The 16035-nt window shown below is 62.2% G+C and carries 16 protein-coding genes and 1 tRNA gene; 5 read left to right on the top strand and 12 right to left on the bottom strand.

Features of this window, described 5'->3' with window-relative positions; all coding sequences use genetic code 11:
* Positions 1-150: 150 nt before the first annotated feature.
* Both FEF26_RS08680 and FEF26_RS08675 read left to right on the top strand, forming a co-directional pair.
* Positions 151-882 (top strand): GAF and ANTAR domain-containing protein, encoded by a 732-nt coding sequence (locus tag FEF26_RS08680; protein WP_138253149.1) that lies wholly within the window; start codon positions 151-153, stop codon positions 880-882.
* A 23-nt stretch (positions 883-905) separates the two neighbouring features.
* On the top strand, positions 906-1736 hold the full coding sequence (locus FEF26_RS08675; protein WP_138253148.1) for an alpha/beta hydrolase: 831 nt from the start codon (positions 906-908) through the stop codon (positions 1734-1736).
* Between the two features lie 22 nt (positions 1737-1758).
* Here FEF26_RS08675 and FEF26_RS08670 read toward each other — a convergent pair whose 3' ends face one another.
* Positions 1759-2493, bottom strand: a complete 735-nt coding sequence (locus FEF26_RS08670; RefSeq protein ID WP_138253147.1) for an SOS response-associated peptidase — start codon at positions 2491-2493, stop codon at positions 1759-1761.
* A gap of 120 nt (positions 2494-2613) precedes the next feature.
* On the opposite strand from FEF26_RS08670, the gene FEF26_RS08665 reads away from it, so the two are divergent.
* The gene (locus FEF26_RS08665; protein ID WP_138253146.1) at positions 2614-2853 is read left to right on the top strand and encodes a DUF6480 family protein; all 240 of its coding nucleotides are present in this window, start codon (positions 2614-2616) and stop codon (positions 2851-2853) included.
* A 13-nt stretch (positions 2854-2866) separates the two neighbouring features.
* Here the strand turns inward: FEF26_RS08665 and FEF26_RS08660 are convergent, their stop codons facing one another.
* Entirely contained in the window at positions 2867-3178 is a 312-nt protein-coding gene (locus FEF26_RS08660; protein ID WP_138253145.1) for a putative quinol monooxygenase, read from the bottom strand.
* 222 nt (positions 3179-3400) lie between these two features.
* Between FEF26_RS08660 and FEF26_RS08655 the strand changes: the two genes are divergently transcribed.
* Positions 3401-4090: an SDR family NAD(P)-dependent oxidoreductase gene (locus FEF26_RS08655; protein WP_243730490.1), complete on the top strand. Its 690-nt coding sequence runs from the start codon at positions 3401-3403 to the stop codon at positions 4088-4090.
* Between the two features lie 85 nt (positions 4091-4175).
* Here the strand turns inward: FEF26_RS08655 and FEF26_RS08650 are convergent, their stop codons facing one another.
* Both FEF26_RS08650 and FEF26_RS08645 read right to left on the bottom strand, forming a co-directional pair.
* Positions 4176-5066 carry a DMT family transporter gene (locus tag FEF26_RS08650; RefSeq protein WP_138253144.1) on the bottom strand — a complete coding sequence of 297 codons (891 nt, stop codon included), beginning with the start codon at positions 5064-5066 and terminating at the stop codon, positions 4176-4178.
* Between the two features lie 539 nt (positions 5067-5605).
* Positions 5606-5682, bottom strand: a tRNA-Pro gene (locus FEF26_RS08645).
* Positions 5683-5868: 186 nt separating this feature from the next.
* Between FEF26_RS08645 and FEF26_RS08640 the strand changes: the two genes are divergently transcribed.
* Positions 5869-7194: a serine hydrolase gene (locus tag FEF26_RS08640; RefSeq protein WP_138253143.1), complete on the top strand. Its 1326-nt coding sequence runs from the start codon at positions 5869-5871 to the stop codon at positions 7192-7194.
* Positions 7195-7200: 6 nt separating this feature from the next.
* Here FEF26_RS08640 and der read toward each other — a convergent pair whose 3' ends face one another.
* From der to FEF26_RS08600, 8 genes are all read right to left on the bottom strand, one after another.
* Positions 7201-8733, bottom strand: a complete 1533-nt coding sequence (gene der / locus FEF26_RS08635) for a ribosome biogenesis GTPase Der (RefSeq protein WP_138253142.1) — start codon at positions 8731-8733, stop codon at positions 7201-7203.
* The gene (cmk, locus tag FEF26_RS08630; RefSeq protein ID WP_138253168.1) at positions 8733-9395 is read right to left on the bottom strand and encodes a (d)CMP kinase; all 663 of its coding nucleotides are present in this window, start codon (positions 9393-9395) and stop codon (positions 8733-8735) included. The genes der and cmk overlap by 1 nt, the downstream gene beginning before the upstream one ends.
* Before the next feature lie 50 nt (positions 9396-9445).
* A complete protein-coding gene (locus FEF26_RS08625; RefSeq protein ID WP_138253141.1) occupies positions 9446-10576 on the bottom strand; it encodes a prephenate dehydrogenase in 1131 nt (376 codons plus the stop codon).
* On the bottom strand, positions 10569-11504 hold the full coding sequence (locus FEF26_RS08620; RefSeq protein WP_138253140.1) for a pseudouridine synthase: 936 nt from the start codon (positions 11502-11504) through the stop codon (positions 10569-10571). The genes FEF26_RS08625 and FEF26_RS08620 overlap by 8 nt, the downstream gene beginning before the upstream one ends.
* 48 nt (positions 11505-11552) lie before the next feature.
* Positions 11553-12176 (bottom strand): SMC-Scp complex subunit ScpB, encoded by a 624-nt coding sequence (gene scpB, locus FEF26_RS08615; RefSeq protein WP_138253139.1) that lies wholly within the window; start codon positions 12174-12176, stop codon positions 11553-11555.
* On the bottom strand, positions 12173-13045 hold the full coding sequence (locus FEF26_RS08610) for a segregation and condensation protein A (RefSeq protein ID WP_138253138.1): 873 nt from the start codon (positions 13043-13045) through the stop codon (positions 12173-12175). Before FEF26_RS08610 ends, scpB begins: the two co-directional genes overlap by 4 nt.
* Entirely contained in the window at positions 13033-13920 is an 888-nt protein-coding gene (locus tag FEF26_RS08605) for a ParA family protein (RefSeq protein WP_138253137.1), read from the bottom strand. Before FEF26_RS08605 ends, FEF26_RS08610 begins: the two co-directional genes overlap by 13 nt.
* Before the next feature lie 93 nt (positions 13921-14013).
* Positions 14014-15933, bottom strand: a complete 1920-nt coding sequence (locus FEF26_RS08600) for an acetate--CoA ligase (protein ID WP_138253136.1) — start codon at positions 15931-15933, stop codon at positions 14014-14016.
* Positions 15934-16035 lie beyond the last annotated feature (102 nt).

The raw sequence follows: 16035 nt of genomic DNA, 5'->3' as shown, positions 1-16035 counted from the left end.
CTGCTTGAGCGAGAAACTTACGTTACCAGATCACCTCTTACGATAGAACCCCTGCGGCTCAGCGGCGACGCCGCAGGATAGACCCGGGTACGAGGTGGCAATTATTGTTGTTTCTCCCGAAATGTCGAACAGAGAGAACAGGAGACTGCGGTGAGTACTCTCGAAGGCACCCGAGACTTCTCGGTGGAGCTGAGTGAGCTGCTGCTGGAGGATCACGACATCGTCGAGGTATTAAACTCTCTGGCGAAGCTCGCCGAACAGCGACTTTCGATGGGTCGGACGGTGCGGTGTGGCATTGTGCTGGAACGCCCCAAACGCAACATGGTAGTCGCGAGTGGTTCTGCTGAAGCCCAGCAGATGGAAGAGACTCAGACTGGTTTCGGCGACGGTCCGTGCTTGGAGGCCCAGCGCAGCGACAACGTGATCCGGATTCCAGACGTGCGCTACGAAAAGCGTTGGAAACCGTACATGGATGAGGTCCGCAACAACGGCCCCATGAGCGTGCTTGCGGTGCCGTTGCGGATCAACACCTCAGCGACAGCTGCAATGAACTTCTACTCCTACCAGGTCGGTGACTTCGACGGTGAAGCGCTGGACATCGCGCTGGAGTACGCCAAGGTCGCCTCAACCACAGTAGCTATTGCCCTGCGCATTGCGGAGCATTCAGAAACCGCTGAGGATCGACGCCGCGCCATGGAGTCCCGGACCACCATCGACCTTGCGGTGGGAATCATTATGGGGCAGAACCGGTGCAGCCAGGACAAAGCGGTGGACATTCTCAAGCGAGCGTCGAACCACCGCAACATCAAGCTCCGTGAACTGGCCGAACAGATCATCGCCTCCGTGAGCGACACCGCACCAGTCACTGACTTCGACTCGTAGACGCCCCCTGCGGGAGAAGACTCATGCCACGCAGCCAGAAGCGCAACCCCTCGGAGCCACTCTCCGACCCAGAACCTGCAGGTGGTGCGCCCGCTGCTACCGGGCGACGCCGTGTCCGCAGAGGGATCCTCATTGCCGGGTTCACGCTGCTCGGGCTGCTGATTGTCGCTCTCAGCGCATTCCTCCTATGGGCCAACGACACCTACGCCGTCACCCCGGATGGCTTTGACTCGGTGCAGGAGGATCCTCGCCTCTCTGTGGACGACCAAGGCGACGCCGTCGTCATGGGTCCTGCTGAGGGTGGCGACGGGGGCGGCCTGGTTTTCTTTGCCGGAGCGAAAGTCGAGCCGCAGGCCTACGCGCCCACGTTCCAAGAGCTCACCGCGGAGGGCACGACCGTGGTGATCATCAAACCGTTCCTGAACCTCGCGATTCTCGAACGTCGCCCATGGGAAGACTTCACTGCTCTAGCCCCGGATATTGAGAACTGGTCAGTGGGCGGCCACAGCATGGGTGGTGTCCGGGCGTGCACCTATGCCGAGGACGCCGAGGTGCGCGCCCTCATTCTGCTCGCATCGTACTGCTCCCTTGGTGACCTCTCCGACCGTGATGATCTTGCGGCCCTGACTGTAACCGGCACACAGGACGAGCTCGTCGCGGAGGAAGATCTGCGCTCTTCACTAGCGCTGATGCCACCGGGGGCTCAACGCGTCGATATTGAGGGTGCGACTCACGCTCAATTTGGTGACTATGGACCACAGCGAGGCGACGGGGACCCCACGATTTCTGACGACGAGGCTCGCGCGCTCACCTATGAGGCGATCGGGCCGTTCCTGACCTCTCTGGACGAATAGTCACGCCCCAGGCCCAGGGCTATCAGCTTGCCTGGAGCGGTTCCACAAGCTCGGGTGAGTTGTTCCGGACGTTTCCGACGTCCCGACCGACCTCGTAGATTTCCCAGCCCAGGGCGACTTCCAGCGCCTCAGCACGCACCTGGGTGAGGAGCAGGGCGGCGTCGTCCTTCTCCAGTTTTTCTGGGGTCAGCCAGTCACCGAAGTGCTTGGGCCCAATCGGCAAGGGCATCCGATCGTGCAGTGCCGCAAGATCATCCAGGACTCCGCCAGGCCCGGGCTCTGGTGATGGGCCTGTGAGGATTGTGGTGGAGAGCAGCCACTCATCGGTGCTTGGGTCTTTCCACCATTCGTAGAGTCCCGCGAAAGTCATCACTCGCCCATCGGCGGGCTTGATGACGTGGGGCCTCTTGTGACTGCCCTCTGTCAGCCACTCGTAGTAGGCGTCCGCCGGTACTGCGCATCGTTTGGATCTGAGCGCTGAGCGGAAGGTGGGCTTTTCTGCCACGGTCTCGCTGCGGGCGTTGAACGTCTTATAAGACTGTTTGGGATCCTTGGCCCAGCCTGGCAGGAGGCCCCAGCGGGCTATGTGTATTTCTCGAAAGAGTTCATCCTCGTTGAGACGCTCCACGACGATGGGCACACCGGTGGTGGGGGCGACATTCCATGAGGGCCGCACCTCCACACCTTCAGCGAGATGCACTCCGAGGTCCGCTGCGAGGTCCGCCCCGGCACGAGCTTGAACGTATCTGCCGCACATAGAACGACCATACGCCGCAGCACGCTGATCACGCTAGGCCCAGGTCAGGAGCTGACACGTGAGCGCAGTGAGGCATGGCCGATAGTCGCGGCATCGGATCAACCGCAGTACGCTGGGGCCATGAGTGAACGTCACAACGAGCCCGGACCGAGCCCAGAAGAGTCCCCAGGTCTAGATGGTGGAAACAGTGTCCGCCCCGGCGACACGCCTCCCGACGCTGGTACCGCCGATGACCAGAGCCATGGGGCTCCACCGGCCAAGTCGCCCAGCAGCGCCAAGCCCCTGATCATCATTGGGAGCATTGGTGTGGCGGTGCTGCTGCTGATCTTCATCGGCTACATTGCAGGCATCATTTCCTAGAACCGCTTGCCTCTCAGAGCGCGCCCTGCTTGTCGGCGCCCATGGGTATGGGCGTCATGCGCGTCACCACGGGTACGCCGTCGATCAGGTCCGTGATGTCGGCCAGGAGCTGACGCACCGGTTCGCCCTCACCGTGGGTATCCAGGGCCTCGACTGAGGTCCACTTCTCCAGCATCGTGACGGTGCCATCTTCAGCGTCGTGAATCGCGTAGAGTTCGCAGCCATCTTCTTGGTGGACGGCCTCGATCCCCCGGCGCATAGCCTCCACAAGCTCCGCTTTCTTGCCCTCTTTCGGCTGGAAAACTGCTGTCACAACAACGGTCATATCATCCTCTTTCATGAGTGTTTCCGATATCTTCGTTCAGTGGGTGTGGGCAAGCGGCACTTCCCCACCGAAGAGGTTATCTTGACTCTGGCACCTCCGCCGCGTCCACGCTCCGGGTGGGCACTGCGCCACACGCTGGTTCCAGCCACCTGCGAAAACCTCCGCCCCACGAGTAAGGTCTTCACCAGTACTACCGACCACAATTGAGTAGGGAGGTTCTGAGTGATCGCGCGCCAAGGCACCTCGGATCAGATGACAGCTATTGTCACCGGCGCCACCAGCGGAATTGGGAGGGCGGTCGCGCTGAAACTGTCGAATCTGGGCTGGCGTGTCGTCGCCATCGCACGTCGAGAAGAGAGCCTCAAACAGCTCGCGGCCGAAGCGCCCGGGATCGACCCGCGTCCCGCAGATCTCACGATTTTCCCCTACCCAGATCTGATCCCTGACAGCGTCGACGCTGTCGTCCATGCGGCAGGCATCGTACCTACAGGGTCCGTCGAGAAGGCAACACCCCAGGAGTGGCATTCTGCTTTTGCCCTCAACGTCACCGCCGGGGCAGAACTCGTCCGTCAATCACTCACCAAGCTGCGAGAGCGTCAGGGGACGGTGGTGTTCGTGAACTCTGGCGCAGGGGTTACCCCTCTGCCGCGCAACACGCTCTACGGAGCAACCAAACACGCCCTTCGCGCCCTTGCGAATGGGCTGCGGCAAGATGAGGAAGACCACGGAGTCAGGGTGACGTCAGTCTTCCCGGGCCCGACTGACACACCGTTGTTCACTGGCGACGTCGACCGGTCGCAGCTGATCCAACCCGAAACTGTGGCACGAGCAATCGTTGACGCCATTACGACAACCGGCGACACCCAACTCACCGAAATTCATGTCAGGCCGCGCAGGGAGCTTTCCTGGTAAGAGTTGCCACCTGGACCCGAACACCACTAGGTGGTCCGACGTGCGACACCAGCACCCTCGCCTGAACTGAGCGCAGATGTTCCGCTCATTGTTTATTCCGCGCCGGGCGCGTCGTCAGGATCACACCGGCGATGACCAGCCCTGCTCCGCCGACCTGCGCCGCAGTAACGGCCTCTGAGAGGAAGAGGAAGGCGCCGATCATCGTGACCACGGGAAGAAAGTTCAGGAAAACCGCAGCCTGAGAAGCCCCCAGCACACTCACTGCCCGGTTGTACAGCAGGAGAGCAACAATGGAGGGGAAGATGCCCAGGTACGCCAGCCCCGGCCAATAGGCCCACTGCCCGAGCTCTGGAACTCCCACAATGGCCCACTCCAGCGCCACCAGTGGCGCCAGCACAGCCACCGACAGTGACGTCATGACCAGCAGGGTGCCATATTCGGGAAACAAGTGGAGGTACCGCTTGACGGCAATGGAGTATAGGGCCCAGGACATGATCGCCCCGACCATGATGAGGTCTCCGACGTTCCAGCCTCCGAGAGCGTGGTCGACGACGCCCCCCATGACCACCCACAGAGCCCCGAGGAAGGAGACAAGAACCCCGGCCCACTGCACCAAGCGCAACCGTTCGCGCAGCAACCACGCACTCAGCAGTGCGGTGGCCACGGGGATGATGGCTTCCAGTACTGAGACGTTCGTAGCGGACGTGAACTGCAAGGCTCCGTAGATGAACGTGTTGAAGAAAGTCACACCCGTCAGCGTCAGCAGCAGCAGCGGCCCGATGTGCCGGCGAAATGCCGACCTATTGCTCCAGGCGGAGCGCCACCCCAGGGGCACTAGCACTGCAGCGGCAATGGCAACCCGGAAAAACGCCACGGTGATCGGAGGAAGCTCATTGAGCGCACTACCCACGAGGATGTTCCCCGAATAGAAAATCACCACGAACAAGCATGCGATGTAGGCATGGGCCCTCGTCATTGCGAGCCGAACCTCCAAATCTCTGGTAGCCCGTACTAAGTGTGAGGAAGCGTATCCGGCGAACGTGACCGAGATGATCAACCCCGCTGACCCTAGCCGATGTTGCGCCGACTGCCCGAGCGTGGCTAGATGAATGGCGCTACCTTGAGGAGTTCAACGAGTGCTGCCAGGGCATTCAGACCTCCAACATCAAGCATGATGGCACGCGCTCGCAGGAGTCCGTGAACGTAGGCCTCTGGGAACAGACCCCCTCGCACGTGCCCAGTGGGAGCCACGCCCCTGGCCGGCAGGCAAGCAGAAGATTGTGAGGCCGCGCTGAGCAGCATAGTTCAACTCGGTCTCCGCATTGGTGAATCTGTCTGAGGCTCTGAGACTGGTCGGCCCCGCATCCTGAGCACTACGCCGGTTGGGGAGAAACTCTCGACGCTGCTACGTACTCAATGACTCCTGGGAGCAATTCTAGAGATAGCAGAAAACCCCGACCTTTCAGGCTCTAAAGCCGTTTGATCAGGGCCTTTCCGATGTATTGAGACATCACATGGTCGGGCTAGCGGGATTTGAACCCACGACCTTCCGTCCCCCAGACGGACGCGCTACCAAGCTGCGCTATAGCCCGTGATCGCACTTTCTGAAACCGGCTAAGCCGGCTGAAGCACCGGAACAGTCTACATGATTCCCGGAGTGGTCTTGACGCCGGAGATCGCCATATCTTGGGACAGCTCCGCACCCGTGATGAAACCGTAACTCGCAATTGTGGTTGAAATCCCAGGTCAATGGGCCGGGCCTGGATACGGTACCCCTTATGCACTCGCGTCTTCCCCAATTTGCGGGTGTGCCCGGACGACTCTCCGTCGTTGCAGTCACTGCGGCTCTGCTGGTCTCCGGTTGCGCACCGAACTTCCAAGCCCCCGAGCCCGCCAACCTTGTGCCGGCCAGCGAACACCAGGATGTGCCGGAAACGGTGAAGAACACCGCCGATAGCACAATGCGCGACGCTGCCGCGGCCGTCGCACAACAGGTAGCTGAGCACCAGCCGCAGGAGCGCAGCGCAACCTCTGAGGAGCCGAGCTCCGAAGCCTCTGAGGAGACTCCGGAGGTTGACGAGCCCGAGCGGACTGAAGAGTCGACAGACACCGGCACCCAAGAGCTGGAAGAATGGGCAGAGGCCATCGCGCGCGCTCACCAAGCCTCCGAGCAGGATGGCGAGCAAGACGGCGACCAGCAGCAAGCTGAAGCGGAAGAAGAAGCCCAGCGTCAGGCTGAGGCTGAAGCCGAGGAAGAGGCCCAGCGTCAAGCAGAAGCAGAGCAGGAAGCTGAAGCGGAAGCACCCGAAGAAGAGCTTCCTGAGCAGGAGCAGGCCGAACCGGAGCCTGAAGCCCCGCAGCCTGAGTCTGAGGCCGAGGAGCCCGCACCGGCCCCAGAGCCAGTGCCAGACTCCTCTGATGTCACGTTCGACGGTGACCTCAGTACGTTCCTTGCCCAGACCGCCAGTGCCTACCCCGGGCGGATCTCCATCGGCCTTCAAGAGGTCGGCGGTCAATCCCGCAGCGGCTCCACTGGAGGTTCAGACTCCTTTGTCACCGCAAGCACCTACAAACTGTTGGTGGGCTACAGCCTTATTCGAGAAGTTGAAGCGGGTGAACGCAGCTGGGATGACACCGCACTCGGTGACCGCGATCTGGCGCAGTGCTTCAACGACATGCTCACCGTGAGCGACAACCCATGCCCGGAGGCCATCGGCCCCGACCTCGGGTGGGCGAACATCTATGCTGACGCAGCCGCGATGGGTGCCACCAACACAGGCGCTGGTGAAGGCGGCATCCGCACCAACGCGCTGGACCTGACTCGATTCATGACCAACCTAGCCACTGGGTCGATGTCCATGAGCGACTCCGGGCATGAACGCCTGCGCAACGCCTTAGCCGCTAATGTCCACAGGCAGGGCATTCCGGCCGGTTCCGCCGGACGGGTGCTCAACAAGCCGGGCTTCATCAGCGGCAACCTCCACGACACGGCGATCGTCCACCACCCATCAGGGACCTACGTGCTGACGATCCTCAGCCAGGGTTCGAGCTGGGACTCCCTGGCTGGAATCACCCGCGACATTGAGTCTGCGCTGTATGGCTGAGGGCTCCTAACGGCGTTTGCGCTTCTCCCGAACGCGCATCTGCACCTGAATCGGGGTTCCGCTGAAGTCGAAGGTCTCACGAAGCCTGCGGATGATGAACCTCCGGTAGCCTGGGTCCAAGAAGCCTGTGGTGAACAACACGAACGTCGGCGGACGCGTTGAAGGCTGCGTGCCAAAGAGGATACGTGGCTGCTTCCCCCCGCGCACCGGGTGCGGATGCGCCGCGACCAGCTCCCCCAGGAAAGCATTGAACCGTCCTGTCGGGATCCGCTGCTCCCAGTTCTGCAGAGACCGCTGCAGGGCTGGAGCCAGTCTGTCCTTATGCCACCCGGTGAGTGCGGAAACGTTCACCCTTGGTGCCCAGGCGATATGCGCCAAGTCTCGCTCGATCTCGCGCTCCAAATAGTAGCGGCGCTCATCGTCCAACAGGTCCCATTTGTTGAACGCGAGGACCACAGCACGGCCAGAATCCAGTGCCATCTGGACGATACGCACGTCCTGCTCACTGACCGGCTCCTCCACGGAGAGCAGAATGACGGCCACCTCAGCGCGCTCCAGGGCGCGTTGGGTACGCAGCATCGCGTAGTACTCAGAACCAGACGCCATATGTTGACGACGCCGAATACCGGCGGTGTCCACGAAAGTCCACTCCTCGCCGCCGAGCTGAATCAGCTCATCCACCGGGTCGCGAGTGGTGCCGGCAACCTTGTCCACAACCACTCGGTCGGCTCCAGCGAGCTTGTTCAGCAATGATGACTTACCCACGTTAGGCCGGCCCACCAGCGCTACCCGCCGTGGCCCGCCAAGGGGAACCATTCCCCCGTGCTGAGCCGTCTTAGGCAAGTGCTTCAGCGCAGCATCAAGCAGGTCACCGGTTCCGGTGCCGTGCAGCGCTGACACCGGGAAAGGCTCCCCCATGCCGAGGTTCCACAGCGGGTACACCTCAGACATGTGAGCGTTGGAATCGATTTTGTTAGCCACCAGGAGAACCGGTTTTTTCTTCCGGCGCAGCATCTTCACCACGGCCTCATCCACAGCGGTCGCCCCGACCAGACCGTCCAGGACAAACACCACAGCGTCGGCCTCATCCACCGCCAACTCAGCCTGCTCAGCGACCCGCTTATGCAGGCCCTTAGCGTCAGCCTCCCAACCGCCAGTGTCGACCAGGGTGAAGTCTCGACCGTTCCATTCCGCCGGGTAGGACACCCGGTCGCGGGTCACACCTGGTACGTCCTCCACCACGGCCTCGCGGGACTGGATGATCCGGTTGAGCAGGGTGGATTTGCCCACATTGGGGCGCCCGATAATGGCCAGCACTGGTGGTGCGGGCACATAAGGGCGGTCTTCGACATCGTCTTCATCGATGTCCAGCAGCGCCGAGTCTTCCGGATCAAGCTCGTAGTCCTCCAAGCCGGCACGCAGCGCAGCGGCACGGGCTTCTGCCTCTTCTTCGGTGATCGCAGCCAGCCGTTGGGCGAGCCTTTCATCATCTCCGGTAGGAACAAAGTCCTCGCCGGTGTCTTGCGAATCGTGCACCATCAAGTCCGTGCTCCCTGGGCAAGCTGCACCCGGCTAATCAATGAATCAACTGTCTCCTGGAAACTCAGATCTGAGGAGTCCAGAACGGCCACGCCATCGGCGGCCTCGGTAAAGTTCGACGCCGCGGAATCCTTGGTATCGCGGTCAAGGACCTGCCTCTTCAACGCCTCAGCATCCTGAGTGCCGCCCAGTTGGGCTCCCCGGCGGCGCAGGCGCGCCTCAGCTGATGCTGTCAGCAGTACCCGCACCTGGGCATCGGGGGCGACCACCGTGGTGATGTCCCGGCCTTCAGCGACGATGAAGCCCTCGCGGTCAATGATGCCGCGCTGGGAGGCAATCAGCAGCGCACGCGCCTTGGGGTTGGTGGCCACTGCGGAGACGTTCTCGGAGATGCTGGCATCCCGGATGGCCTCAGTGACATCGGCCTGGCCCACGGTGATCACCTGGTGGTCGGGGTTGGTGGAGATGTTCAGCGGAAGTTCCTCAACCGCCACCTCAACCGCATCATGATCGTCGAGGCCAACCTCTTGCTGGAGGCAGTACCACGTGGCTGCCCGGTACATAGCACCGGTGTCGAGATAGGCCGCGCCCAACTCGGAGGCCGCGGCCCGGCAGACACTGGATTTGCCAGAGCCTGAGGGCCCATCGACAGCAATCACCATGCGTCCCGTGTACTGCGGGGCCCCCGGGGGCGCCTCATCAGTATGTGTACTCACGAAAGAACTACCTTCCATCCCATAGTTGTCAGGGCCTCAGCCAGCTCATTGCGGCGGGCGGGCAGCACTGACAGTTCCACCATACCGACTTGGTGGCCTGCCGAATGCTCCATGTGCAGGTCTTCGACGTTGACGCCGACTTCAGCGACGTCGTTGAGGACAGCGGCGATCTGCCCGGGCCGGTCGTCAACGATAACAGTGAGCTGGGAGAACGACTGCGGCGGTGCCCCGTGTTTGCCCGGCACTCTGGCCACACCGGAGTTTCCTTCAGCGATCAGTTGCGCGATATCCGCATGACCACCCGGCGCGGCTGGGTCTTCCAGTGTGCTGATCAGCCGTTCGACGTCTTCGCGCACACCGTAGAGGATCTCCACCACGGGGGCCGAGTTCGCACTGAGGATCTGTACCCAAAGGTTCGGGTCGCTGGCAGCGATCCGGGTGACATCGCGCAATCCGTTACCGGAGAGCGCCAACGCCCCCGGTTCAGCTTCCTGGAGCCGTGAGGCCACCAATGAGGCGGCGATCTGCGGCAGGTGAGAGATCAACGCCACCGATTGGTCGTGTTTGACCGCGCTCATCTGGTGCGCGCTCGCCCCGAGACGCCGAGCCAGTGCGGTCACTGTGTCGACTGCTTCCCGCTGAGTGAGCTGTTCCTGCGTGTGGGGATCCACGACGGGGCAGATCACCCATGGCATGGAGGTGAACAGCTCTCCACGCGCGGCTACCGGTCCGGACTTTTCGCGCCCTGCCATGGGGTGCGTCCCCACATATCGCCGAATGCCCTCCCGGCTCAAAGCATGTTGAGGATCGTCTGCCCAGTCCAGCAGGTCCTTCAAGACGGCGGCTTTGACGGAGGCTATGTCCATCACCACGCTGTGCGGGTGATTCTGCAGGGCGTGGGCCACCTCTTGGGCTGTGACCTCCGGCGGTGAGGCGACCACTACGAGTTCGACATCTTTCTCCGGTGACCATGAGACGCCGGCGCCCACATCCTCGGCGATGCGCTGGGCGGTGGGTGAGGGGTCAGAAAGCCATACCTCATGGCCGGCGGCGCGCAGGCCCAGGCCGATGCTGGTTCCCAGCAGTCCTGTGCCACGCACCAGGACGGTCTCCCGCGCTTCAGCCATCCTGGGCGCCTCCTGCGAGGTCCTGCAAGTGGCCGATCTCCTGCTTCTCCAGGTCACGCAGAGCACCTTGGGGCTGATCTCCGATGACGATTTTGCCGATGGCGGTGCGCACAAGCCGTGTGGCGGGGAACCCGATGTGCTCGAACATCCGCCGAACAATCCGGTTCCGCCCAGAGTGCAGGGTCACTTCCACCATGGTGCGTGAACCAGTGGAACCCATCACCCAGCAGCGGTCGGCGGCGATCGGGCCGTCCTCAAGCTCAATTCCGGATTGAAGCTGCTTGGCGGCCTTGACCGGCATCTTCCCCTGCACCTCGACCATGTAGGTCTTGGGCACCTCATAGCGGGGGTGGGTCAACTTATTGGTCAGGTCACCATCATTGGTGAGCAGCAGCAGGCCTTCCGTTTCATAGTCCAACCGTCCCACGTGGACCAATCGAGCTTCCCGCATACTCTCGTCCAGAAAATCGCCGACGCAGCGCCGGCCTTCCGGGTCGCGCATAGTGGTCATGACCTTGGCTGGCTTGTTGAACATCACATACCGGTGCTTCACATCCAGGGTGACCCGGACACCGTCCACGTGAATTGACACCGTATCCGGGTCAACGCGCACCCCAGGTTCAACGATCACTTTTCCACCGACGGTCACCCGACCTTCAGCAATGAGGTCCTCACAGACGCGGCGGGAGGCGACTCCGGCTTGGGCGAGGATTTTCTGCAGCCGAGTGCCGTCCTCCTGGTGGACGGCACGGAAGTTCACCTCCGCCTCATCAGCGCGGATTTTGACCGGTTTGGGTTGCGCAGAAATGAGACGCTCCGGTTTGGTGTGGGCGAAGGGTCCACCGTCAGAGCCTGGTTTGGGGGTGCGAGCCGCCCTGGTAGCCCGCTGGGGTGGGGTGTTCCGGCCGTCTTTCCCCGAAAAAGTCATGCCGATAATCCTACCGCCCAGCAGTGGCCCGGAATTCTCCTGGCAACCTCATACCGCGGGGTGGTCATTCTCTCCGAGGTCTTCGACCCCCGGAAGGTGCGGGGATAGCTGAGGAAGGTCCGCCAATGAATCCAGACCGAGCCTCTCCAGCAGCTGCGAGGTGGTGACATACAGCGTGGCACCAGTGACCGGATCGTGCCCTGCGGTGTCCAGCAGTCCGCGCTGAACCAGGGTGCGCACCACGCCATCGACGTTCACCCCGCGGATCGCGGAGACAGCTGAGCGGGCAACCGGTTGCCGGTAGGCAATCACGGCTAGGGTCTCCAGGGCCGCAGCCGACAACCTGGAAGTCTGAGTGCCGAGAACGAATGCCGAGACTTGTTCGGCGTAGCGTGCCCTCGAGTAGTACCGCCATCCTCCGGCGACTTCGCGCAGTTCATAGCCGCGCTGCCTACCACCTGCTGCGCCGTCGGCCTCTGCCCTGAGCTGATCCAGCAGCACCACCACTTGGTGTTCAGGTACATCGACGGCAGCGGCCAATTCGGCTGGGGTGACCGATTCCTCGGTGACCATCAGCACCGCCTCCACTGCGGCTAGGTACTCCTCATGGGAGACCAGCTGATCGGAGTCCAACTCTTCAAGAGCCGGATAATGGCTCCGGGGTTCACTCATGACTTGCCCTCCTGTGCAGCACCGCGAGTTTCTGCCCCGTCCCATTCAACGGCGGCCCGGGCAATGGCGGCCGCGGTGGCGTCGTCGTTCTGATCTCCAGCCCAGGTGATGGTCAGCTCCCCCAGGGGCGCCTTCTGGTCAAACTCCACCGTGCGGTCACGGAAGAGCTCCAACAGTCCCAGGAACCGCACCACCACAACCAGTCGACTCTCAGCTCCGGCGACCAGCTCCTGGAACCGGCATGAGCCCGCACTGCGCAGCTGTTGGGCCATCTCCGCCATCTCCGCCTGGATATTGACGGTTTGGGCGTGCAGGTGTTCCATCCCGACATGGTCTGGTTCCATCTGCTGCCGCAGCAGAGCACGCTCCGCCAGCTCCTTGAGGTCTTCCGCGGTGGTGTTCCACACCAGCTCCGGCAGGAGGTTCGCCATATCCGGATGCCTCCCGGGGCGGCGCGGGAACCGGCCGGAGTTGTCTTCCACAGCAGCACCCATCTGCTCGGCGATCTGTTTGAACGCCTTGAACTGCAGCAGCCGCGCGAAGAGCAGGTCCCGGGCCTCCAGCACGGCGATGTCTTCTTCGGACTCGACCTCCGATCCGGGGAGCAGCTGCACCAGTTTCATGTCCAGCAGGGTCGCCGCCACGAACACAAAATTGGACGACTCATCCAGTGCTCGCTGCGCATCGAGGGTGCGCACGTAGGTGATGAACTCATCGGTGACCTCAGCGAGAGCGACTGTGGTGATGTCCATCCGGCGTTTGGCGATCAGCCCCAGGAGCAGATCGAATGGACCGTCGAACCCGTCCAGGCTCACCTGGAACCCGGACGTAGCCTCAGGTTCGGAGGCGACCATATTTATGGCGAGCATCCCCGGCTGATGAGCTCGCGTGCCAGCTGACGGTAGGCCTTAGCGCCTTCGTGCTTGGCCGCGTAACTGGTGATGGGTTCTGCGGCCACGGTGGCGTCAGGGAATTTCACTGACCGTTTGATGACGGTTTCGAAGACTTTCTCCCCGAAGGCCTCCACAATCCTCTGAATGACTTCCTTGGAGTGGGTGGTCCGCAGATCCACCATGGTGACGAGGACACCATCGATCTCCAGATCCGGGTTGATGCGGTCCTGGACCTTTTCAATGGTGTCCTTCAGCAGGGCGACTGCGCGCAGGGCGAAGAATTCCGCCACCAGCGGGATGAGCACCCCATGGGCGGCAGTGAGCGCATTCACCGTCAGCAGCCCCAGGGAGGGCTGGCAGTCAATGATGATGACGTCATAGTCATTGCGGACCGGACGCAGCGCGCGCTGCAGGACCTGTTCGCGGCCTACCTCGGTGACCAGTTGGACCTCAGCGGCGGAGAGGTCGATATTGGCCGGAAGCAGATCCACTCCGGGCACGTGGGTGGAGACCAGGGCGTCATGGACGGTGACGTCCTTCTCCATCATGACGTTGTAGACGCTGGTGTCGAGCTCATGCGGGTTGGCGCCAAATCCGGCCGAGAGTGCGCCCTGCGGGTCGAAGTCCACCATGAGGACCTTGCGCCCGTATTCCGCGAGGGCTGCGGCCAGGTTGATGGCTGAAGTGGTCTTGCCGACCCCGCCCTTCTGGTTGACCATGGCGATGATCCGTGCCGGGCCGTGACCTTCCAACGGCTCGGGGTCCGCGAAGTCATGCTTGGGGCGGCCGGTAGGGCCGATGATCGCCTCACCTTGGATGGTGAAGAGCGTTCGCGGCTGATCGGCGTTCACGTGCGGCCCTCCGGTGTGGTCTGATGCGACGGCTGTCGATGTCCAGACCAGATTACCGCTTGCTGTGTTGAGGGCAAGGTGCAGGTTCAACCCCTACAGGTTTCTTCGCAGCACAGGCAGGAGATCCTCGATCACCCCGGCGTCCTCAATAGTGGACGGTACTGTGTAGTCCTTACCGTCGGCTATCTGCCGCATGGTCTTCCGCAAGATCTTTCCCGAGCGGGTTTTCGGCAGGGCTTGCACCACTGCGACTTCTTTGAAGTCTGCGACCGGGCCGATACTGGAGCGGACATGGGCGACCAGCTCTTGACGCAGCTGATCCTCGGTAATGTCCACTCCGGTTTTCAACACCAGAAAGCCGGCCGGGCGCTGACCCTTGAGCTCATCGGCCAGACCGATCACCGCGCACTCGGCCACGGCCGGGTGTTCGGCCACAGCGGCCTCAATCTCTCCGGTGGAGAGCCGATGCCCGGAAACGTTGATGACATCATCGGTGCGACCCATGACAAAGATGTAGCCGTCCTGGTCGATGTAGCCGGAGTCCCCGGTGGTGTAGTAGCCGTCGAATGCGCTGAGGTAGGACTCGATATAGCGGGCATCGTCACCCCAGAGGGAGTAGAGGGTTCCTGGGGGAAGCGGCAGTTTGATGGCAATGTTGCCTTCTTGCCCTGCTGGCAGTGGCTCGCCCAGTGGATCGAGGACTGAGATGTCGTAGCCGACCATGGGCAGAGTGGCTGAACCTTCTTTGACCGGGAGCTGTTCTATGCCCACCGGGTTGGCGGCGATCGGCCAGCCTGTCTCGGTCTGCCACCAGTTGTCGATCACCGGTACATTCAGTGCCTGGCCGATCCACCGTTGCGTCTCTGGGTCGAGCCGCTCCCCCGCGGAGAAGAGGTATTTCAGGCTCGAGATGTCATAGTCGGCGACCGCGGACGCCCCAGGGTCCGCTTTGCGAATGGCGCGCAGAGCGGTGGGCGCGGTGAAGAGGGAGGTGATGCGGTGCTGTTGGACCATCCGCCAAAACGCTCCTGCATCTGGAGTGCCGATGGGTTTGCCTTCGTAGAGCACGCTGGTGGCCCCGGCCAGCAGTGGCGCGTACACAATATAGGAGTGCCCCACCACCCACCCGACGTCTGAGGCAGTGAGCATGGTCTGGCCGGGACCTATGTCAAAGATCGCCGGAACTGACCAGCTCAGCGCCACCGCAGTTCCGCCCTGGTCGCGCACTACGCCTTTGGGTTTGCCCGTGGTTCCTGAGGTGTAGAGGACATAGAGCGGGTGCGTCGCCTTCACACTGACCGCACCGGCCGGCTCAGCCTGGGTTGTCACGGTGTCCCAGGCATGCCATTGCGCCTGCGTCTGCTCAGAGGCCTGCTCCACACTGTTGGCAAAACCCTCACGGTGAACGACGACGACGTCGCGGACCTTGTGCTGGGCGCGCTGGACTGCCTCTGCCACTTTGGGCAGATATTCGATGCGGCGGGAGGGCTCTATGCCGCCGGTGGCGGTGATGACGGTGTCGGGGGCGGCGTCGTCGATCCGTGCGGCGATCTCTTTGGCGGCGAATCCGCCGAAGACCACGGAGTGCACCGCACCCAGGCGGGCACAGGCAAGCATGGCTATGACAGCCTGCGGGATCATCGGCATGTAGAGCAGCACTCTGTCCCCTGAGCCGACTCCTAGCCCTTTGAGCGCTCCGGCCGCGGCAGAGACCTCTTTGAGAAGTTCTGCGTAGGAGTAGCTGCGGGAGTTCTCAGTCACCGCGGAGTCGTAGATCAGGGCTGTCCGGTCACCATGTCCAGCATCGACGTGGCGGTCCAGCGCATTGCGGGTGATGTTGAGCGTGCCGTCCGTGAACCACCTGTAGAGCGGGGCTGCGGAGTCGTCAACGGCTGTGGTGGGGAAGGTCTCCCACTCCAGTCCGGACGCGGCCTCAAGCCAGAAGTCTTGCGGCTCTGTGATGGATCTGCGGTGGATCTCACGGTAGGAGGTGGAGGAATGGGAGGGTGACATTGGAGCTCCTTCGCACAGCAGCAGTGATGTGGCGTCAGTCACTGTTAGTGTATCCGTCCACTCTCGTGCTGTATACACAAGAACTGAGAACGGCGCGAAAAT

Source organism: Nesterenkonia salmonea (genome assembly GCF_005771525.1).
Lineage (GTDB): Bacteria > Actinomycetota > Actinomycetes > Actinomycetales > Micrococcaceae > Nesterenkonia > Nesterenkonia salmonea.
Note: the sequence above shows the minus strand (reverse complement) of the source record. Positions and strands in the feature narration are given on the sequence as shown.